At 55.9% G+C, this 19464-nt stretch carries 18 protein-coding genes and 2 pseudogenes; 9 read left to right on the top strand and 11 right to left on the bottom strand.

The window, feature by feature from the left end; genetic code table 11:
* Positions 1–48: 48 nt before the first annotated feature.
* The 4 genes from DQ405_RS04345 to DQ405_RS04330 are packed head-to-tail and all read right to left on the bottom strand — an operon-like array spanning position 49 to position 5464.
* Complete coding sequence (locus tag DQ405_RS04345; RefSeq protein ID WP_168423108.1) at positions 49–1335, bottom strand: tyrosine-type recombinase/integrase; 1287 nt, start codon at positions 1333–1335, stop codon at positions 49–51.
* On the bottom strand, positions 1332–1871 hold the full coding sequence (locus DQ405_RS04340; protein ID WP_168423107.1) for a hypothetical protein: 540 nt from the start codon (positions 1869–1871) through the stop codon (positions 1332–1334). Before DQ405_RS04340 ends, DQ405_RS04345 begins: the two co-directional genes overlap by 4 nt.
* Before the next feature lies 1 nt (position 1872).
* Complete coding sequence (locus tag DQ405_RS04335) at positions 1873–3732, bottom strand: hypothetical protein (protein ID WP_168423106.1); 1860 nt, start codon at positions 3730–3732, stop codon at positions 1873–1875.
* On the bottom strand, positions 3725–5464 hold the full coding sequence (locus tag DQ405_RS04330) for a hypothetical protein (protein ID WP_168423105.1): 1740 nt from the start codon (positions 5462–5464) through the stop codon (positions 3725–3727). The genes DQ405_RS04335 and DQ405_RS04330 overlap by 8 nt, the downstream gene beginning before the upstream one ends.
* A gap of 146 nt (positions 5465–5610) precedes the next feature.
* Here DQ405_RS04330 and DQ405_RS04325 point away from each other — a divergent pair.
* Together DQ405_RS04325 and recX are read left to right on the top strand one after the other, a co-directional pair.
* Positions 5611–6162, top strand: a pseudogene (locus tag DQ405_RS04325) (recombinase RecA); the annotation flags it as partial.
* Positions 6163–6167: 5 nt separating this feature from the next.
* Positions 6168–6629: a recombination regulator RecX gene (gene recX / locus DQ405_RS04320; protein WP_168423103.1), complete on the top strand. Its 462-nt coding sequence runs from the start codon at positions 6168–6170 to the stop codon at positions 6627–6629.
* 34 nt (positions 6630–6663) lie between these two features.
* Here the strand turns inward: recX and DQ405_RS04315 are convergent, their stop codons facing one another.
* A complete protein-coding gene (locus DQ405_RS04315; protein ID WP_168423102.1) occupies positions 6664–7737 on the bottom strand; it encodes an LOG family protein in 1074 nt (357 codons plus the stop codon).
* Positions 7738–7930: 193 nt separating this feature from the next.
* On the opposite strand from DQ405_RS04315, the pseudogene DQ405_RS04310 reads away from it, so the two are divergent.
* Positions 7931–8459: pseudogene (locus DQ405_RS04310) on the top strand (xylulose 5-phosphate 3-epimerase); the annotation flags it as partial.
* A 52-nt stretch (positions 8460–8511) separates the two neighbouring features.
* Here DQ405_RS04310 and DQ405_RS04305 read toward each other — a convergent pair.
* Positions 8512–8904 (bottom strand): PA3611 family quorum-sensing-regulated virulence factor, encoded by a 393-nt coding sequence (locus DQ405_RS04305; protein ID WP_168423101.1) that lies wholly within the window; start codon positions 8902–8904, stop codon positions 8512–8514.
* A 117-nt stretch (positions 8905–9021) separates the two neighbouring features.
* On the opposite strand from DQ405_RS04305, the gene DQ405_RS04300 reads away from it, so the two are divergent.
* The gene (locus tag DQ405_RS04300; RefSeq protein WP_168423100.1) at positions 9022–9738 is read left to right on the top strand and encodes a tRNA-uridine aminocarboxypropyltransferase; all 717 of its coding nucleotides are present in this window, start codon (positions 9022–9024) and stop codon (positions 9736–9738) included.
* Between the two features lie 13 nt (positions 9739–9751).
* Here DQ405_RS04300 and DQ405_RS04295 read toward each other — a convergent pair whose 3' ends face one another.
* Positions 9752–10675: a DMT family transporter gene (locus DQ405_RS04295; RefSeq protein ID WP_168423099.1), complete on the bottom strand. Its 924-nt coding sequence runs from the start codon at positions 10673–10675 to the stop codon at positions 9752–9754.
* 235 nt (positions 10676–10910) lie between these two features.
* Here DQ405_RS04295 and erdR point away from each other — a divergent pair, with 235 nt between their 5' ends.
* Positions 10911–11561 (top strand): response regulator transcription factor ErdR, encoded by a 651-nt coding sequence (erdR, locus tag DQ405_RS04290; RefSeq protein ID WP_168423098.1) that lies wholly within the window; start codon positions 10911–10913, stop codon positions 11559–11561.
* 102 nt (positions 11562–11663) lie between these two features.
* Here the strand turns inward: erdR and DQ405_RS04285 are convergent, their stop codons facing one another.
* Positions 11664–12590 (bottom strand): LysR family transcriptional regulator, encoded by a 927-nt coding sequence (locus tag DQ405_RS04285; RefSeq protein ID WP_168423097.1) that lies wholly within the window; start codon positions 12588–12590, stop codon positions 11664–11666.
* 113 nt (positions 12591–12703) lie between these two features.
* Between DQ405_RS04285 and fpr the strand changes: the two genes are divergently transcribed.
* Positions 12704–13480 (top strand): ferredoxin-NADP reductase, encoded by a 777-nt coding sequence (gene fpr, locus DQ405_RS04280; RefSeq protein ID WP_168423096.1) that lies wholly within the window; start codon positions 12704–12706, stop codon positions 13478–13480.
* 66 nt (positions 13481–13546) lie between these two features.
* Here fpr and DQ405_RS04275 read toward each other — a convergent pair whose 3' ends face one another.
* Positions 13547–14032, bottom strand: coding sequence for a YchJ family protein (locus tag DQ405_RS04275; protein ID WP_168423207.1), 486 nt, complete (start codon positions 14030–14032; stop codon positions 13547–13549).
* 6 nt (positions 14033–14038) lie between these two features.
* Complete coding sequence (locus tag DQ405_RS04270; RefSeq protein ID WP_168423095.1) at positions 14039–14536, bottom strand: DUF6231 family protein; 498 nt, start codon at positions 14534–14536, stop codon at positions 14039–14041.
* 208 nt (positions 14537–14744) lie between these two features.
* Between DQ405_RS04270 and DQ405_RS28430 the strand changes: the two genes are divergently transcribed.
* Complete coding sequence (locus DQ405_RS28430; RefSeq protein WP_168423206.1) at positions 14745–15347, top strand: OmpA family protein; 603 nt, start codon at positions 14745–14747, stop codon at positions 15345–15347.
* 82 nt (positions 15348–15429) lie between these two features.
* Here the strand turns inward: DQ405_RS28430 and DQ405_RS04260 are convergent, their stop codons facing one another.
* Positions 15430–15894: a CopD family protein gene (locus tag DQ405_RS04260; protein ID WP_168423094.1), complete on the bottom strand. Its 465-nt coding sequence runs from the start codon at positions 15892–15894 to the stop codon at positions 15430–15432.
* A gap of 86 nt (positions 15895–15980) precedes the next feature.
* Here DQ405_RS04260 and dinG point away from each other — a divergent pair, with 86 nt between their 5' ends.
* Together dinG and DQ405_RS04250 are read left to right on the top strand one after the other, a co-directional pair.
* Positions 15981–18125, top strand: a complete 2145-nt coding sequence (gene dinG, locus DQ405_RS04255) for an ATP-dependent DNA helicase DinG (protein WP_168423093.1) — start codon at positions 15981–15983, stop codon at positions 18123–18125.
* A 140-nt stretch (positions 18126–18265) separates the two neighbouring features.
* On the top strand, positions 18266–19414 hold the full coding sequence (locus tag DQ405_RS04250; protein ID WP_168423205.1) for a serine hydrolase: 1149 nt from the start codon (positions 18266–18268) through the stop codon (positions 19412–19414).
* Positions 19415–19464 lie beyond the last annotated feature (50 nt).

Genomic DNA, 19464 nt, shown 5'->3' with positions numbered 1-19464 from the left:
CCTAGCGGGCTTCGGTAGACCGCCGGTGAGAATAGCAACCGTCGTATCTTAAGGGGACTTGGTTTTGAATAGAGCCTGTATCGCCGCGAGCTTTTCGTCGGTGGATCTACCGTCATTTGCTTCGACAATGCTCTGGATAGACTGGAGGGTAGCGGACGCATCTGGTTCTGCTTTCAGGATGTCTTGTATCTCAGCATCTTGTGTGAGGTGAATGTAAGTCGAGAGCGTACTCTTGGATGCGTGATATGAGTCCTTGCGAGCAATGGACATTGCTACATCTAGAATATTGGCCTTCGACATTTTTGAAAGCTTACTGATGTTCGTTGCGACCAATATAGTGAAGTAGCGGTGACGAAAATTATGGTAGGAAATGCCTTCAAGGAACTCTGCGTATTTTGAAGAGTTGATAACTGCCTTATAATAGGAGTTGAAGGTGCTTCGCGCCAAAGGGTATCCAGTTTCCTCACTGACGAAGATTTTGTCGTGAAGCTCGCTGTGAGGATGTTTAGTTCGAGTAAGTATAATGAATTTGTAAATTTCTAAAAGCTCTCCCTTGGGTATTTTAACTTGGCGTAAGCATCCCTTGTACTTGCCTTTTAAAACTGGGATGTTCCTTACGAGGTCATTATTCTTGAATGCATTAATAATTGAGCTTGCTGGGATGTTGATGACCTCTTCTATGCGGCTGCCAGTGTGTTCAAGTAAAGTGGCAAGAATGTACCATCTATCAATTATATACTGGTTGGAACTGTATTCATAAACGGCATCGTGCCATGCGTTTATCTCATTGTTTCGGATGAAGCTTACCGGCTCAGTCGGAGTGTCCTTTAGCTCATCTATGCATGGGTGGGTCAGAAATCGTAGTGGTGTTCGTCTGTTAAGTCTATAGTAATCTTCTGTGGCGTTTATTTGAAAGTTGTGCGCGCTAGGGTTGGTAGTAAGTAAGTTATGGAATTTATTCTCATTTTGTGTGTGCTCTAACAGGGCTAGTATGCGCCTTATGGTTCTTTTGATAGTGGTTGAATTTGCCGTTTTAGAGTCTTGTTTGTGCCTGACGAAATCGTACAGGGTCTCGTCAGTGACATCGAAAATAGTTAATTTGTGAAGTTCTATGTATTCCTGGAAGACATTTAGAGTGTGAGCATAGCTAAACACTGTTTTAACTGCGGGGCGGGCCCCATAACTATTGGCGCCGCCGCCAAAACTTGTAATAAAGCTATTGAGCTCCCAGCAAAAGTTTCCACGGGAATCAAATAGCATCGGAAGAGGCGGTGGCGTGGTGTGGCCGTGATTGAAAAGGAAGTCAAGGCGCGGAGCGTTCGCTACATGTATCATGGCTTCACCAAGCTGAGACGGGCTCTATCAAGTGCCTGAGTGTGGCTTCTTAGAACCTGCTGATATCTGAGATCCTGGCGAGTGTGCTCGTCCACTCTCGCAGTAAGTTGCATATACGCCCTATACATTTCAGCCAAAGTGTTCGTGAGATAGTCGATTTGACCTTTCAGAGTTGAGATTTCTTCTTGCTGTGAGCGCTGGGTTATTCGCTTTTGAGGTGGGGGCGGTACAGTGGCGGGAGTTTGATTGTTATATGCCTCTAGAGCGGCTGCCAGCTGGTCTGAGTATTCGATGTTGTAGGGTTCTCGCGATGTATTGTAAGAGCAGGAGGTGACTTCGAGCTCGGTGTCTTCCCAGGCGAGTGCCGCCTTGAATGGTATACCCCTCTTGCTCTTAAGTGCGTCCAGAGAAGGCAGTCTTTTATGATCTTCAATGGCTTTTCTTATCAGCAAGACTTTAGTCAGCAGGCTTTGTGTTTTGGCCTGCTTCTCCTGGAGCTTGGCTGCTGAGGTTTCACCCTTTGAATATCGGCTCATATTATTTGCTCGCGTAAATAAAGACTTTCTGATTGTTGATGATTTGAATTTTTATTTCCCGAAGGCTTGCCAATTCTTGAAGATGTTCAGACAGCAAAGTATGGTCACCAAGTTTGACTTCGAGCTCGCGCTCGGCAAAATCTTTCTCCAGATCTTCGTCGAGTAATACGTCTTTGCCAACATGACCCTCAAGGAAATCTGTTAAGAACTCTAGTGTGTCTCGCTCCCAATCAGGCTGATTTGCGATATTGGCGTAGTAAAGCGTCACGCTAGGTTCGATATGGCCCATCATCCACCGCAACGACTCAATTTCAGTGCTTCCGCTTAGGTAGAAGAAAAAGGCAGCGAAGAAACGCCTGAACTGATGGGGGCGCGCATACCACCTGGTTTCGCCTATTTTGGGTACTTGAATCCAATCAGAATATTGATCCAGTTTTTTACGGAGAGTCACCTCATTTCGGTCTTTCCCTTTATTTGCACCGGAGGGCCAGATGGAGGTCATGTTCGGGTGGCGACCCTCCATGAACTCAATGTACTCGTAAATGAAGTCCCAAATGACTTTAGGAATTGGGCGCTTGATCGTTTCAAGTTCATGGCTGTCACTGGTTTTTGGGATCTTAAGTTTTAAATCCCATAAGCCATCCAGCTTTGAAACTGTAAGACAGTTCGCATCAAGCAAGGCAGCACTCAATGCTCGGCATGCCGAAAAAGTGTGAATAAGGATGCGTGTTGTGATGGCGTAGAAGTCGATTAGCTCGTCAGTAGAGATGTGGTCGCGCATTACCGAGTTGCAATCTATTCCACCTCTGGTGCTGCCGCATTTACCATAGGTTTTGATATTGAGATGTCGCAGTGCCTTGGGGATTGCTACGGCTTCAAAAGTTTGTTTCTTGAAGATGTGTACATTTGATCTTATGGTGCTTGCAGCATATTTTGCGATGATTTCCTTGTTGTAGTAGTCATCGAGCTTTTGGATGTACTTGCGAATGTGTGGAGCATAGTCTCGATGGAAGACAATCGCGTTGCTAATGTAGTGGAAAGCTATGTTTGCAGGCATTAAGGGAGTTTGGTTTTTTTCGACAAAGCTCCCGGAGACGCTATTAAGTGCATCCGAAATTAAATGTGCTCCCACCTCGAAGCGGTGGGCTTGATGCTCTTTGGTGGCATGCAAGTAGGTTAAGTTTGTGCACTTGTTTTGAATTGTGGATATGCTGAGGTTGTCTGTTTTGTTATCCTCATCTGCAGTATAGGTGCAGGCGAACTCTCGGCAGTTGTCAGTGTTGCTTTTCAGTTTTTGAATTATAATTTTTTTAGTGATTGATGGGATCTGCATTTCTGAGATTAGAGGAACAATGTTACCGAAACCTCTAGATGCTGGGCCTAGTTTTGAGTGAAGTTCGGCGATATTTATGCCCATGAGCGTTAAGTCGTGAGCTTCCAGGAAGGTTTTGATATCTTCCAGCGTGATATCAGCCAAGGTGACGATCTTAGGAGCCTGGGCTGAGCGATGCCTCGCCTCATAAACATGGTCGGCAATTTCGAAAGCCGTTCTCACGAAGTGGACGAGAGCATGGGGGCGTCTTGACTTTGAGCTTTCGACCAGGGCAATAGCTGAAGCCTGTAAGTCCCGGATAAACAAATTCCACACGAGGTCTGCTGTGGAGGACTCGTCGAATAACTCATAGTCGAAGCTGATTTTTACATATTTAGCAGTGCTTGGTTTATCAGATGCAGAGACTTTTGTGCCGGTTTTAGGGACGTACCATTCCATTTCCGAGGAGGAAGGGTGAATCCAATTAGGGAGTACAGTTTGTGAAGCTGCTGCCGATGGCGTGAGGTTTTTTATTTTTTCATTATTCATGAGCGTTCACCTCAAGCAGATCGAAATTCATTAGCTTGGGAGGAGTGTCCGCAAGTAGCTTGATCATCTTTCGGCTACCTTCATCTTCGATCTTTGTGATGATTTTTTTGCAGGTTGAAATGAGTTCTTCTTTTGTCCCGTGTTTCGCGTAGGAGACGATAAGCTCGATGCCTTCTGGCGAGCAAAGGAAAGTAAGTTTTTGCTCTGGGTTATTAGTTTCTGATTTTTGGCTGATAGCCCTTAGATATTGTACAGCCTCAATTAACTGGCTCTTGGCGCGCTCGTAAGGCCAGCCTTTGTCATCGCTGGCAGGCGCTGTCAACTCTGCCGTGATGAGTAACTGGATGTTTTGATGGTCGCGGAGCCTCTTTCGGTAAACGAACTCTTGAATCGAAGGTGGGATATAGTTTCTCAATGCTGTCAGCAGAGAGTTACCCAGGTAAATCGTAGTTTCGAGAGTATCGCCACCACTTTCAATCCATTTCAACAGCCCGCGTGAGACTCTGATTTTTGGCATTGATGGCTCTGCCTTGCCCACCCACTCTGGCAGGGAGTCTATGATGGATTTGAAGGCGAGCTTCCTTCTGGTGTCCAAAATCCTGTATACCTCTTCCTCTCCAGCTCGAGTTTTACTCGATCCATCAAGTACGAATAAATAGTTGGATTTCAGTGCTTGGGCATGTCGCTCGCGCATTTGCAGGAGCATGCACAGAACTGTGTTAGCATCCAGAGTTTCTGCGCCATCTCGATCTGCTTTAGGAGCGTGCCGCTCTATCAATTTATTAGCTCTGGGCTTGAGCGTCGTAATTGTAACTCCACCATCTTCCCTGATGGTTACGAACTGTCCTTCTTTTGTTTTTTTGACTTTTGCATTGGCAAGGTCAGAGACGTTTATGCCAAGTTCATCAATGATGATGCACATTGCGGCGACCGCGAATTCGTCGGTTATTCCTAAGTGCTGCCTGACTTCATAAGCTGACCATGAATTTACATGATGAGCCCCAGGGAAAGAACGACGTGTATACAGCCCGTTCTGCTCTTCGGCCAGATACGCTACCGTATTAATAAAGCCTTTTGGGTGGCTTTTCGAAAAGAAACTAATACGCTGGCCACTTCTGAATGCTTTCTGTGTAGGGTCGAGATTGTCATCTGTCAGTCGCATGGCGTTCAGGTCGCTACTTAGGATCATGTCCTTAGTCTGCTTGAACTTGGTATATCCTTCAGTGACTATGCTTTGGCAACGCGTCAAAATCACTGATCTGTGCTTTTCGATTTGGTCTGAGATGTCGTTCAAAGCATCATCCATTGATGCGGCTTCAATGGCATGTTTTAGTGTCAAGTATCCGAGGATGTTGCATTCTTTTTCTGAGAATACATCTGACGAGTCTGGTATGGGCGGCAGAAGGGTGTTGCTCGGCAGCTTTTTTGCTTTTTGAAGTTTGTTTAAGTACAGGTGTACCGCACTGTAATCAGAGATAACAGTTACTTCTTTTACAGTTTTCCCGGTCTTTTCAGAAGTGGCATTACGTCGGTTTGACAGGAATTGACGACATGCATTTGTAATGACAACCGGTTTTCGGTGCCATTCTGGATCGAGTCCATGCGCAAGCATGAAAAAGTCGCGGATGTGCGGCGCCCGCCGACGCGGAGGATGCTGCTCTACGTAGGCGAGGATGTCCTTGGAGCAGCAGCTTCTGATACCATCAACGAAATTTTCTGATGTCCTGCTCATCTCGCGCCTATCTGAAATAGGTTCAGGTAGGGATCTTAGAGAGAAATCGAGCTTCCGCAAGGGTGAAAGGTATGAGCGGCATGGTTTTGCAGCGCTTTGGTTTCGTAGGCACCTGCCTATGTGAACCCGTGTCCGTACTGCTTCCCGTCCAGGCGCGTCTGATGTCGCAAGCGCTGCGTAAGATCACCGGTAATATCAAGAATGCTAACTGCCTGGTGATCTTCATTAACCAGATCCGTATGAAGATCGGCGTGATGTTCGGCAGCCCCGAAACCACCACTGGCGGTAACGCGTTGAAATTCTACGCCTCGGTTCGTCTCGACATCCGCCGTACCGGTGCGGTGAAGGAAGGCGACGAAGTGGTCGGCAGCGAAACCCGCGTCAAGGTCGTCAAGAACAAGGTGGCGCCGCCGTTCCGTCAGGCCGAATTCCAGATTCTCTATGGCAAGGGCATCTACCGCAATGGCGAGGTTATCGACCTCGGTGTGCAGCAGGGCTTGGTCGAAAAGTCTGGCGCCTGGTACGCCTACAAAGGCAGCAAGATCGGTCAGGGCAAGGCTAATGCCGCCAAATATCTGGAAGAGAACCCAGAAATCGGCCGCGAGATCGAACAGCAGATTCGCGACAAGTTGCTGGTAGTTGCGCCGAACACCAAGGCAAACCCGGTTGCTGAAGACCTGGTCGAAGCCGATCTCTGATTCATATGCCGGTTGTGCTCGATAGTCCCGCTGCCGTGCGGCGGGCAGCCATGGATCTTCTGGCCCGTCGCGAGCACGGGCGCATTGAGCTGAGCCGTAAGTTGCGCTTGCGCGGTGCGCCAGCCGAGTTGATCGAGCCGGCGCTGGATCGTCTGGCCGAGGAGGGGCTTCTTAGCGAGGCCCGCTACCTCGAGAGCTTCGTGCGTATGCGCGCCAATGCGGGCTACGGCCCGTTGCGAATCCGCGAGGAGCTGGCTCAACGAGGATTGGCCCGTGAGGTTATCGAGCAGGCCCTGCGCGACAGTGGTTTTGATTGGAATGCGCAACTCCATGAGGTATGGCTGCGTAAGTTCGGAGAATTGCCGGGTGACCAGCGAGAAAAGGCCCGTCAGGGTCGCTTTCTGAGTTACCGAGGCTATCCCCTGGAAATGATCGGAAGGCTATTGCGAGGTGGCTCGTTCGATTAGCCTCCCGCAGGCACAGTTTCTACTGACTTCTCCTTTAGGCTCGCCAGTTGCACTGGGAGTTGATGAAGTCGGTCAGCTCGCGTAGACGACCATGGTCACGGCCGTTGAAAACGAAGCTAAGCCGGGGTAGCGATTGCAGTTCCGGCTCGTCCAGTTCCATTTCGCAGCAGGCTTGTTGTTCGAACTGGCCTTTCAGACAGAGATCGGAAAACTCATCATTCAAGTAAGCAAGAGCGTCCTCTGTCAGGCCATGGTTCATGCGCATGACGAAGCGATCTTTTAGCCACCGGCTTGAATGGAAGTTGCTATAGAAATTGTCGATCTCAGCTGCAGCATCCTCTGCATTATCTACCAGTCGCATCAAGCGCATATCGGTCGGCAGAATGTAGCGATTACCCTCTAGCTGGTGACGCATAAAGCTTAGCGCGTCTTTCCAGAACGAGCCGTTGGGCTCATCCAGCAGCACGACCGGCACCAGCGGGCTCTTTCCGGTCTGTATCAGCGTCAGTACCTCCAGCGTCTCATCCAAGGTTCCGAAACCGCCCGGGCAAAGCACCAGTGCGTCAGCTTCCTTAATGAAGAACAGCTTGCGTACGAAGAAGAAGTGAAAGGATAACAGGTGGTCGGTACCGTCCACCGTGGGATTGGCATGCTGTTCGAAGGGCAGGGTGATGTTCAGTCCGAGGCTGTTATCCGTACCGGCGCCTTCGTGTGCGGCGGCCATGATGCCGCCGCCAGCGCCTGTAATAACCATCAGGTCATAACGGGCCAGTGTTTCGCCGAGCTCCCGTGCAAGTGCATAAAGGGGGTGCTCGATAGGCGTTCGGGCCGAACCGAAGACAGTGACCTTGCGGCGGCGCTTGAACTGGTCGAGCCGGCTGAAGGCATGCTCCATCTCTCGCATCGTCTGCAGCAGGATCTTCGCATCCCAGCGGCTTCGGTCGGCCTGTGCCATGCGTAGAGTGGTGACAAGCATTTCCCTGTACAACGGCAGGTTCTGGCTGGCGGGTGGGACGGCTAGCGCCACCAGCTCGTCAATTTTTTTCGACAGCTCAGTGCCGCTGGTCTTGAAATGTCGCGACAGGTAATCATCCGGTTCGAAAGGCATACACGTCTCCCTTGTAATGGAACCTGAAGTGCCGCCCGGCGCCGCGCGTGCATTGTTCGGCCGGGTCTGGTGCGAACTGTTTTCGCCCCGGCACTCAAGCCTAACATTAGTTCATGAACATGCCGGAATGCGGCGCTACGCGTCCTAGAACAGATTCGGTCGGAAGATCGAGTGCGATCCGGTCACCTAGGCGCAGGCCGAGCAGCTCGCAAAAGATGGCGCAATCATTGTGGCTGAACGGGTCGGAACCAGCACGATCCTTTGGATTGCAAACGGTAGCTATCAGCTGACTGAAATGCAGCGCACCGCCGCTCGTTTGGATGAGGCTGATGTCGCCTATCGTCTGGTTTATATGCAGGAGCCGGGGCGGTTCCGGGCGCCGCGCGATCAATGGGAAGTAGATGCGCTTGCGGCGGATGGTGGCCGAGCGGCTATTTCCCGAGCGGATGGAAATGCGCGTGTTGCTTACCCACATGCGGCCTGAGGTGGCGCGCGGCCACCTTTGGCCTATCTTGCCGGGCGTGCGGCGCAACGCGGACCTGGGCTATCGCAATCGCGGGGGCACCCTGGGTGAAGCTGGCATGCAGTTCGCGAATCGGGCGTCCTGGGCCAATGTGCTCGCGGCGTGCGCGCGGCTGCTCAACCTGCCGCGAACGGCGCTCCTCAAACCTGACGAAGCGGCTGCGGTGGCGGGCAAGGGAGACCCGCGTGTGTTGCGCTAGGAGGAGTCGTCGGAGGTAGCACTGCTGCTGCCTTGGCGAGAGCAAGCCAGGTTCAGCAGTCGCTGGAGCGATACCGTTCGGTGGTGATTGGCTTCTTGCTTTGATATTCGCTGAACTCGAAGCGCAACACCGCTCCCTGGTTCATCAGCTGACGCAGGCCCTCGTTACTGCAAACACTTGCAGCCAGCTGGGTGCGGACTTGCTGTGGGTTGTCCCGCATCTGTGCGGCATGGCGGGGCTGTACGCTCAGGTGGTTGACCAGCTCGTTGCCGTCGACGCTGTAGCCTTCGTCTAGGAGGTCTGAATTGATTGCGCGCGGGGTGCCGACGCTGCTTTCGCGGGCGACCTTTTCGAGCAGCTGGCCGAGCGCTTGATCCTGTGCAGAAGCGGTATGGGCGAATGGCAGGGCGAGGCAAAGCGTGAATAGAGTGGTCAAACGGTGCATGGTGATCTCCTGGTGACTGCCGTCGTTCGACCGATGTCCGTCTGCACGGTTCAGCGGCGCCATCGATTACAGCCGGGCTGGTAGACTGCCGCCCCACCCGAATCGGTCGAAATCCTAATGCCACATGCCGTAGCCCGTTTGCGCGAGGCGCGCCTGGCTCGTAGCGCCAAGCCTTTTATTGCGCGGGGTTCGCGTACGCCCCGCTGCGTACGCTGTCGCATCACGACCAGCCACTGTCTCTGCGATTGGCTTCCGCGCGTGCGGTCCAGCAGCGCGGTGTGCCTGATCATGCACGACATCGAGCCGTTGAAACCGAGCAACACCGGGTGGTTAATTGCCGACGTCGTGACTGACACGTACGCTTTCACCTGGCAGCGGACTGGCGTGGATCCGGCCTTGCTGGAGCTGCTCGCTGATTCTCGATATCAGCCGTTCGTGGTATTCCCGGGCGAGTATGCCGAGCCGGACCGGGTGGTGTCGGGAGTCGAGACGGTTGCAGGCAAGCGCCCATTGTTCATATTGCTCGATGCGACCTGGACCGAAGCGCGAAAGATGTTTCGCAAGAGCCCTTATCTGAATCACATACCGGTGTTGAGTCTGCATGCTGAGGTGTTGTCACGTTATCGCCTGCGTCGCTCCACGCGTAGCGAGCACCTGTGCACCGCCGAGGTCGCTGCGCTGTGCCTGGGATTGGCAGGCGATGACAAGGCGGCGGAGGCGCTCGATACCTGGCTCGATGCATTCACCGATCACTATCTGGCTGCCAAACAGCACCGTACGCCGGATCCCGAAGACGTTACCCACCGCGCGCTAGCGTCGCACTGTCGCCGCTAGCTAAAAGTTTCAGTCAGTGCATGGCCGTTTGCCGAACCTCGGCGCCGGCTATTACTGGCGGTGTCTTGCGTGGCCAGAGCTGCGCGGCGAGCATGCCGACGAACATCAGCGCGCAACCAAAGTAGCCGCGCAGGCTGAGACTTTCTTCGAGAAACAGCGCGCCGGCAATAGCGGCAAATACCGCTTCGAGCGAGAGGATGATGGCCGCATGGGAGGCGATCGCATGCTTCTGCGCAACGACCTGCAAGGTGTAGCCCACGCCAACCGCGAACATGCCGCCATAGATCAATGCCGGAGCCGCCAGCCAGATACTGTTTAGACTGGCTTCTTCAAACAGACCGGCCAGCACCAGGCTAACCATCGCGCAGGTGACAAACTGCAGAAACGCCAGGCGAATGGCGTCGTGGCGGCCAACGAAGAAGCTCACCAGCAATACATGCACGCCCCATACGAAGGCGCCGGCCAGCTGTATCCAGTCTCCGGAGGCAACCTGGAAGTTCTCGTCGATACTGAGGAGGGCCATACCAAACACCGCCAGAATCGCTCCCAGCCAGGTGCCCATTCCGGTTTTCTGGCCAATAATCAACCCCAGCAGGGGCACGACTATCACGTAGAGACCCGTGATGAATCCGGAGTTGGTGACGCTAGTGAAAAGAAGGCCGACCTGCTGCAGGTTGATCCCCAAGGTCAGCGCAAGCCCCATGCTGAGGCCCCCGAGCAGCAAGCCTCGCTGCAGGAAAGGTTCATGTCGGGCCGCACCGCGGCCTTGGTATAGGACCAGCGGCAGCAGCACGATCGCACCCAATGCGAAGCGCAGACCGGTGAAGAGGAACGGGCCGATGTTATCCATCCCGACTCGCTGAGCGACGAATGCGCTTCCCCAGATCATCGCCGTGATAAGCATCAGAAAATCGGCTCGGAGGGCTTGGTTACGCATGTTCGGGCTCACGTGAGAAAGCCGCAGACTTTGCATCAAAGCGATGTATTTCGCCACTGATTCACGTTCGGCTCGCCGGTATGCCTGATTAAATGCGGAACGGGAATCGAATTTCCAGTGGTGGCGCGATATCATCACCCCGGTCCATCCCCGAGCAATATCCGGGTTCATGTCGGCCTGATGTCGGCAACCGGCTTCAGGCCGGTGAAGCGCCAATAAAAACTATAGGTCTGCCATGGCTGCTTACGAAATCCTTATCGCCGATGATCATCCGCTGTTTCGCAGTGCCCTTCAGCAAGCGTTAACGCTTGGTCTGGGCGACGACCTGCGGCTTTCCGAAGCGGCGAGCATCGCTGAACTGGAAGCCCAGCTGACGCGAACCTCTGACTGGGATCTGGTATTGCTCGATCTGAACATGCCAGGCGCTTACGGCTTCTCGGGCCTCGTGCTGCTTCGTGGGCAGTACCCTCAGTTGCCGGTGGTGATGATTTCCGCCCAGGAAGATGCGGCAGTAGTCGCCCGTTCACGCGAGTTTGGCGCCAGCGGCTTCATTCCAAAGTCCAGCTCGTTGGAAACCATTCAGCAAGCGGTGCGAGTTGTGCTGGACGGCGACGTCTGGTGGCCCAGTAATATTCAGGATGTCGCCCATGTCAGCCCGGAAGCCAAGGCGGCCAGCGAAGGCCTTGCCAGCCTCACGCCCCAGCAGTTCCGGGTGCTGACCATGGTATGTGACGGCTTGCTGAACAAGCAGATTGCTTACGAACTCAGCGTTTCCGAGGCGACCATCAAAGCTCACGTCACCGCGATCTTCCGCAAGCTGGGCGTCCGTACCCGAACCCAGGCGGCTTTGCTGCTGCAACAGATGGGGTCGATTCCGAGCAACTGACGAAGGCGTCGCGCGCTGGATAGGTGAAAAGCGATACCAGATTGCTTCATGCGTCTGTTCGGCCAGGCGTTTCCCTTCGATGTGGCCGATCACGCACGCTGATCAGGCGATAGTCGGCAGCACGATCTCATCACTGCGCCGGATTCCCGCGGTCAACGCGCGGCATTGCTCGATGAACTCGCGCATTGCCGCGGTCTGGTACTTCAGCGAATGCCAGATGAAGTAAAACTGTCGGGCCAGATCCAGCTCAGGGGTTTCCACAGCAATCAGGCTGCCACGGCGAAACGCATCGCGCAGCGCAAGTCGCGAAATGCAGCCGATTCCCAAGCCCGACTCGACGGCTCGCTTGATCGCTTCGGTATGTGCCAGTTCGAGTCGGATGTTCAATTTTGCCGGATGGTGGCGCATGGCGTGGTCGAAAGTAAGGCGCGTCCCAGAACCCTGCTCGCGGAGAATCCAGGCTTCGCGTGAAAGCTCATCCAGGCTCACTTCGGCACGTCCCGCCAGGGCATGCTGGGGCGCGCAGAACACTACCAGTTCATCCTCCACCCACGGCAGCACCTCGATATCGGGGTGCTGACAATCGCCTTCGATCAAACCTAGATCAAGTTCATGCTGTGCGACCTGCTGGACAATATGTGCCGTGTTCTGCACGTGCAGCTTTACCCGACATTCAGGATGCCGCTGCATGAAGCTGCCAATCAGCAGCGTGGCCAGATAATTGCCAATCGTCAGCGTTGCCCCGACATTGAGTGAGCCGAAGCCGGTCTTGCCAGCCAGTAGATCCTCGATGGCCTTGGCCTGATCGAGCAGGCTCACCGCTTGCGGCAGAAGCTGGCGGCCCAGCGCGTTCAGCCACAAGCGCTTGCCGGCGCGGTCGAATAACTGGCAGCCAGACTGCCTTTCCAGTTCAGCTAATGAGGTGCTGGTGGCCGATTGCGATAACGCCAGGCTCTCGGCGGCACGAGAAACGCTTTCCTGGCGGGCGACCGAGACGAATACCTGAAGTTGTCGGAGCGTAAAATGCATATCTATATAACCGATAAGATATATCGTTAATATTGGTTTAACGAATACTAACGGTGTCGGTAGACTTTCGTAAATTATCGAAGCGCCCATCGCGCTAGAAGGGGAATCCGTACATGAGCAACCTGAACGTCGAGCGAGTCCTCAGTGTGCATCACTGGAACGACACGTTGTTCAGTTTCAAAACCACCCGGAATCCAGGGTTGCGCTTTGAAAATGGCCAGTTCGTGATGATTGGCCTGGAGGTAGAAGGCCGGCCGTTGATGCGTGCCTACAGCATCGCCAGCCCCAACTACGAAGAGCACCTGGAATTCTTCAGCATCAAAGTACCGGACGGCCCGCTGACGTCGCGCCTGCAGCACCTGAAAGAAGGTGACTCGCTGATGATCAGCCGCAAGCCTACCGGCACGCTGGTGTTGGACGATCTACTTCCCGCCAAGCATCTCTACCTGTTGAGCACGGGTACCGGTCTGGCGCCGTTCATGAGCGTGATTCAGGACCCCGAAACCTACGAGCGTTTCGAGAAGGTAATCCTGATCCATGGCGTGCGATACGTGAACGAGGTTGCCTACCGGGAATTCATCACCGAGCATCTCCCACAGAACGAGTTCTTCGGCGAAGCGCTTAAAGAAAAGCTGATCTACTACCCGACCGTGACCCGCGAGCCGTTCGAAAACCAGGGGCGTTTGACCGATCTGATGCGTAGCGGCAAGCTGTTCCGTGACATCGGCCTGCCGCCAATTAATCCCGAGGACGATCGTGCAATGATCTGTGGTAGCCCGAGCATGCTGGCCGAAACCAGCGAAGTCCTGGATAGCTTCGGCCTCAAGGCATCGCCGCGTATGGGTGATCCGGGGCACTATCTGATCGAGCGCGCGTTCGTCGAGAAATAAGCGCTCAATGACGCAAATAAAGGCCGGCCGGTGCGATGCACGTGCCGGCTTTTTTATTCGCAAGCACTACAGATAGGCGGCGCAGCATTTTTTGAATTTCTGTTCGCTGCCGCACGGGCAGGGATCGTTACGGCCGGCTTTGAGCGGGACGGTCGGATCGATGAAGTACCACTTGCCGTCATGCTGAACGAAAGCCGAGCGCTCATGCTGAGCATGTTCGCCGGCCAGGTCGTGCCAGCGAGCGGTGAAACTTACCCGCGCATGTTCCGGCTGGCCGCCGATAAGCTGACTTTCTTCAACTTCGAGTCCCAGCCAGGTGCTGCCAGCGCTCCAGTCGCTCATCGACTGGAGGTCCAGCGACCCCTGCTGGGCGGGCAGTGTCGTGGCTTTCAGGTAGTCGATGAGCCCGAGCACATAAGCGCTGTAGCGCGATCGCATAAGCCGTTCCGCGCTGGGGGCCGATAGTCCGCGGTGATAGCGTCCACAGCATTCACCGAGCATATCGCCGCTACCGCAGGGGCAATTGGCGTCGCGTTGAGAATCATCGGTCATCATTTACTACCACCAATATTTGCCAAACATCTGCGGATTGGCCCAGAACTTCGCGTTTAACCAATCCGGAACCTGCTTGTAATCAAGCAGGTCGTAGGTGAGGAGGGTCAGGGTCTGCCCGTCCCGTTCGAAGCGGCCGCTGACCTGCAGCGCGAGGGCAAAGAAGTCGGACATCCGCCAGTCGCATGCATTCAAATCAACCAAAACCGCGACACGGCTGGCATTGAGATTACGGATGCCGCCGAGCAGTTGTAGGCCGTCCTGTTTGGGTAGATATTCCAGGCAATCGGCGATGAGTGCCAGGTCATACCGGCGACCGGCCAGTTCTTCGGTTAGAAACGCGGCCGGGGCGCGTTCGACGTAGCTATTTTCGTGACTGCGGCTAAACGCTTCGACTGCAGGCATATCGCTACGGCCGACATGCAGCAGCCGCGTCGGAGCATGGTGTTCGAGCAGTGCGGCCAATGCCTGTTGCGGCGTTTGTGATGAGCTGGATACGGTCAATCCGAGGATCCTCGATGTCAGGCGTTACAGATCGCAGGGCGGCAGCTTACGCGATCTGTCAAAGCGTAAAGACTAGCGCGGTGGCACATGCCGTCCTAGTCTCGTTACAACTGGAGTCGCTTATGCCGTCTGCATGGCGCTCTGGCCGATCCCAAACTAGGAGGTTCAACCAATGAGTAGCTTACGGACAGCAGTACCCGTGATTGTAATGACCACCTTCCTGGCTGGCTGCGCAGGGGTGCAGAAGCAGGATTGGCCCAGCTGTGCGGCTGTCGGCGGCGTCACCGGTGCTGCGCTGGGTGCGATAGAAAGCAGTACCTATGCAGGATATGGGGCCCTTATCGGTGGCGGTATGGCGGCAGCTTATTGCTGGGCCAACGGCACCGAGCAGGAGACCGTCGCGATGGTTGAAACCGTCGAGCCGACTCCAACACCGGTCACCGAGCCCGAGCCTGTGGCCGAGCCCGTTCGTGTGGAGCTGGACGTCAAGTTCGACTTCGATCGTGCTGAAGTCAAACAGGACAGCATGGACGATATCCGAGACCTGGCAGACTTCATGAAACAGTATGGTCAAACCTCGACCGTCGTCGAAGGGCATACCGACTCAGTGGGTACCGACGCGTATAACCAGCGCCTGTCCGAGCGCCGCGCGAACGCCGTACGCGACGTACTGGTCAATCAGCATGGTCTGGACAGCAGCCGGGTCGATGCGGTTGGCTACGGTGAATCCCGTCCGGTTGCCGATAACTCCACAGACGCAGGTCGCGCCATCAACCGTCGTGTAGAGGCTGAGGTTGAAGCGCGCCCCTGAAGCGACATTGCAATAAATAAAGGAGCCGGGCATCTCGCCCGGCTTTTTCATGGATGATCAGTCAGTTCGACTCGCCGCCAGGTCAGAACAATGGACGCGCGCTGGCCAGCGCCACGACCAGAAGCCCCAGTAGCAGATTGATGCCCACCAGTCGACGGATCTTTCCCAGGGCCGCGCCACCTTCCGGCCAGTTCTGTGCGGCGATGGCGCGCTTGAGCTCTGGCAGTTGCAGCAGTTGGATACGCAGGAACAGCGCCAGCATCACCAGGAACAGGCCAGTCATGATGTGCACATAACGGGGCGCTCCCTCCAGCCCGTCGAAGCGCATATGCCACATGCCGATACCGCTGATCGGCAAAACCAGTACCGTGACCCACACCCATTTGAAAAAACGGCGAAACACCTCGGTCCATAATTTTAGTCGCTCGGGCGCCTGTAGCTCGGACACGGCGGCGGGGCGCAGCACCATCCAGGCGAAGAACATGCCTCCGACCCAGATCACGGCGGCCAGAACATGGAGCAGATAGGGCAGGGCAAAAGCGGTCATGGGGAAATCTCCGGTGGCGATTGAGGAAACGCGCGCTATCATAGCCACCCACTCGAAATACTGAAAATATATACAGCTCCGCGCCCATGCTCAGCACCGAACTCAAGTCCCAGATTCAGGGCGCCTACTCCCGCTTTCTCGAAGCCAAAGGGCTTAAGCCCCGCTACGGTCAACGTCTGATGATCGCCGAAGTGGCGAAGGTCCTCGGCGCGATCAAGACCGATGACGAAGGTCGTCGGGATGGCGAGCCGGCAGTCGTTGCGGTCGAGGCTGGGACCGGTACCGGCAAGACGGTCGCCTATAGTCTGGCGGCCATTCCTACCGCGAAGGCCGCAGGCAAGCGTTTGGTGATCGCGACCGCGACTGTCGCGCTGCAGGAGCAAATCGTGCACAAGGACCTGCCGGACCTGATGCGCAACAGTGGCCTGAGTTTTTCATTCGCCCTGGCTAAGGGCCGTGGCCGGTACCTGTGCCTCTCCAAACTGGACGTGCTGCTGCAAGAAGGCCAGGCGCAAAGCGCCACCGCCCAGTTGTTCGAGGAAGAGGGCTTTCGCATCGACGTGGACGAGCGCAGCGAGAAGCTGTTCGGCAGCATGATCGAGAAGCTGGCCGGCAACCGTTGGGATGGTGACCGCGACAGCTGGCCGGAAGAACTTGCCGATCCCGATTGGGCCCGCCTGACCACCGATCACAGCCAGTGCACCGGTCGTCACTGTCCCAACTTCCAGCAGTGCGCCTTCTACAAGGCACGTGAAGGCATGACCAAGGTCGACGTCATCGTTACTAACCACGACATGGTGCTCGCCGACTTGGCGCTGGGTGGAGGTGCGGTGCTGCCGGACCCGCGTGACACGCTTTATGTCTTCGATGAAGGTCATCATCTGCCAGACAAGGCGATCGGCCATTTCGCCCATTTCACCCGTCTGCGCTCTACGGCCGACTGGCTTGCCCAAGTTGAGAAAAACCTGACCAAGCTGCTCGCTCAGCATCCACTACCGGGCGATCTCGGTCGCTTGATCGAAGCGGTACCTGAAATTGCCCGTGACCTGCGCAGCCAGCAGCAATTCATGTTCAGCGCCTGCGAGCAGCTCGCCGATTTCAGGGCCGGCGAAGACATGGAGGGCCGCGAGCGGCCACGGCACCGTTTTGTCGGCGGCGTGGTACCTGAACATCTGATCGAGCTAGGCCTCGAGCTGAAAAAAGGCTTCGCCAAGCTAAACGATCTGTTCACCCGCCTGACCGAGTTGCTGAAAGAAGCGATGGATGGCGAGACGGGTGTCGGTATTGCCAGTCATCAGGCGGAAGAATGGTACCCGTTGTTTGGCAGCCTGCTGACCCGGGCTCAGGGCAACTGGGAGTTGTGGACGGCCTTTACCGTGGACGATCCGCAGGACAGCCCGCCAATGGCGCGCTGGCTGACGCTGGCCGAAGGCGGCGCGCTGTTCGATATCGAGGTCAATGCCAGTCCGATTCTCGCGGCCGAAACCTTGCGGCGCAATCTGTGGAATGTCTGCTACGGCGCGCTGGTCACCTCGGCCACGCTCACCGCGCTGAACAGCTTCGATCGCTATCGCATGCGCGCCGGGCTGCCGCGCTGCGCCGTGACTGCGGTAGTGCCTAGCCCGTTTCATCATGCCGACGCCGGTGTGCTGCGCGTACCCGATCTCAAGGCCGATCCGCGCGATGCGGCCGCGCATACTGCAGCAATCGTGCGCGACCTGCCGGAGCTGGTAGAGGCTTCGCAGGGCACGCTGGTGCTGTTCTCATCGCGCAAACAGATGCAGGACGTATTCGACGGGCTGGAGCGTGACTGGCGTCGGCGGGTGCTGATTCAGGGCAACCTGTCCAAGCAGGAAACGCTGAACAAGCACAAGGCGCGCGTGGATGACGGCGAAAAGAGCGTGCTGTTCGGACTCGCCAGCTTCGCCGAAGGTGTCGATCTGCCGGGCGCCTACTGCGAGCACGTGGTTATCGCCAAGATCCCCTTCGCGGTACCCGACGATCCGGTGGAAGCAGCGCTGGCTGAATGGATCGAGGCGAGGGGCGGCAATCCCTTCATGGAAATCGCCGTACCCGACGCATCATTGCGTCTGGTTCAGGCCTGTGGGCGACTGCTACGTACCGAGGAGGATCGCGGCACCATCACCTTGCTCGATCGCCGGGTCGTCACTCAGCGCTACGGCAAAGCCATTCTCAACGCGCTGCCGCCATTCCGCCGCGAAATTGGCTAACGGGTTTCACACCGCCCGGTAGACCGTATGCACTGTCATTCAAAGCGCTGATGGGCCGGTAATCGTCGTCGAGTCTGTTTCATTGATCCGGTGCGGCTGAAACAATGGATCGATTACATATACAACCAGAGGGCGCGAGCGTGCAGATCCAGGGATATTTCGATCTTCGTTTCGAGGCGGTTAGAGACGCGTTCAGTAATCTGTTCGAGCAGACCCAGCAGCGTGGCGCCGCGGTCTGTGTGAAAGTTGGTGGCGAAACCGTCGTCGACCTTTGGGCAGGCGTGGCCGATAACGCCGGAGAGTTCGCCTGGCAAAGCGACACCCTGGTCAACCTGTTCTCCTGCACCAAGACCTTCACCGCCGTGGCTGCGCTGCAACTGGTCGGTGAGGGCAAGCTACAGCTGGACGAGCCGGTGGCGCGGCTCTGGCCAGAATTCGCTGCCAATGGCAAGCAGGGCATTACGCTGCGGCAGCTGCTCTGCCATCAGGCCGGGCTGCCTGCCATTCGCCAGCCGCTCCCCCCCGAAGCCTTGTACGACTGGGATACGATGACAGCGGCGCTGGCGGCCGAGAGCCCCTGGTGGACACCCGGTGAGGGACATGGCTATGCAGCGATTACCTACGGCTGGCTGCTTGGCGAGCTGATCCGTCGCGCCGATGGCCGTGAGCCCGGCGAAGCGATCGTCGCGCGTACCGCTCGGCCGCTGGAGCTGGACTTCCATATCGGCTTGGCAGATGCCGAATTCGATCGTGTCGGTTACCTGACCCGACAGAAGAATAACTTCGGTGATGCCGCGGCCCAGCGCGTATTCAAGGCGCTGACAGGTGATCCGCAGTCGCTCACGGCTCGTGCGTTCACTAACCCGCCTTCGATCATGAACAGCTCCAATAAGCCCGAGTGGCGCCGGATGTCGCAGCCCGCCGCCAACGGGCATGGAAACGCGCGGGCGCTGGCGGGATTCTATGACGGGCTGCTGCGAGGGGAACTTCTCGATTATGAGCAGTTGGCCGAGATGACTCGCGAGCATTGCGTTGGGGAGGACCGCACCCTACTGAGCCGTACACGCTTCGCATTGGGCTGCTGGCTGGATCAACCGGATGTGGAGAACGCTACCTTTGGTATGGGCCCCGGCGCGTTCGGTCATCCTGGCGCGGGCGGCTGCATTGGTTTTGCCGATCCGCAGCGCGACGTGGCGTTCGGCTATGTCACCAATACGCTCGGCCCCTATGTGCTGATGGATCCTCGCGCGCAGGCGCTGGCGCGCACCGTAAATGCTTGCCTGGGTTGAACCGCTCGTCTGCTCGCTAAGGGTGGACTTTTCATAACAATGACCTGCGT

It is taken from the genome of Pseudomonas sp. SST3, assembly GCF_003325755.1.
The sequence above is the reverse complement of the archived record's forward strand: the minus strand, read 5'-3'. Positions and strand labels throughout refer to the sequence as shown.

What these genes read in the sequence shown, in the direction of transcription:
- DQ405_RS28430 (WP_168423206.1), top strand. Translation starts at nt 14,745, where the DNA reads ATGACCACCTTCCTGGCTGGCTGCGCAGGGGTGCAGAAGCAGGATTGG.
- DQ405_RS04330 (WP_168423105.1), bottom strand. Translation starts at nt 5,464, where the DNA reads ATGAGCAGGACATCAGAAAATTTCGTTGATGGTATCAGAAGCTGCTGC.
- DQ405_RS04335 (WP_168423106.1), bottom strand. Translation starts at nt 3,732, where the DNA reads ATGAATAATGAAAAAATAAAAAACCTCACGCCATCGGCAGCAGCTTCA.
- fpr (WP_168423096.1), top strand. Translation starts at nt 12,704, where the DNA reads ATGAGCAACCTGAACGTCGAGCGAGTCCTCAGTGTGCATCACTGGAAC.
- DQ405_RS04285 (WP_168423097.1), bottom strand. Translation starts at nt 12,590, where the DNA reads ATGCATTTTACGCTCCGACAACTTCAGGTATTCGTCTCGGTCGCCCGC.
- DQ405_RS04305 (WP_168423101.1), bottom strand. Translation starts at nt 8,904, where the DNA reads ATGCACCGTTTGACCACTCTATTCACGCTTTGCCTCGCCCTGCCATTC.
- DQ405_RS04275 (WP_168423207.1), bottom strand. Translation starts at nt 14,032, where the DNA reads ATGACCGATGATTCTCAACGCGACGCCAATTGCCCCTGCGGTAGCGGC.
- DQ405_RS04300 (WP_168423100.1), top strand. Translation starts at nt 9,022, where the DNA reads ATGCCACATGCCGTAGCCCGTTTGCGCGAGGCGCGCCTGGCTCGTAGC.
- recX (WP_168423103.1), top strand. Translation starts at nt 6,168, where the DNA reads ATGCCGGTTGTGCTCGATAGTCCCGCTGCCGTGCGGCGGGCAGCCATG.
- DQ405_RS04345 (WP_168423108.1), bottom strand. Translation starts at nt 1,335, where the DNA reads ATGATACATGTAGCGAACGCTCCGCGCCTTGACTTCCTTTTCAATCAC.
- DQ405_RS04295 (WP_168423099.1), bottom strand. Translation starts at nt 10,675, where the DNA reads ATGCGTAACCAAGCCCTCCGAGCCGATTTTCTGATGCTTATCACGGCG.
- dinG (WP_168423093.1), top strand. Translation starts at nt 15,981, where the DNA reads ATGCTCAGCACCGAACTCAAGTCCCAGATTCAGGGCGCCTACTCCCGC.
- DQ405_RS04315 (WP_168423102.1), bottom strand. Translation starts at nt 7,737, where the DNA reads ATGCCTTTCGAACCGGATGATTACCTGTCGCGACATTTCAAGACCAGC.
- DQ405_RS04340 (WP_168423107.1), bottom strand. Translation starts at nt 1,871, where the DNA reads ATGAGCCGATATTCAAAGGGTGAAACCTCAGCAGCCAAGCTCCAGGAG.
- DQ405_RS04260 (WP_168423094.1), bottom strand. Translation starts at nt 15,894, where the DNA reads ATGACCGCTTTTGCCCTGCCCTATCTGCTCCATGTTCTGGCCGCCGTG.
- erdR (WP_168423098.1), top strand. Translation starts at nt 10,911, where the DNA reads ATGGCTGCTTACGAAATCCTTATCGCCGATGATCATCCGCTGTTTCGC.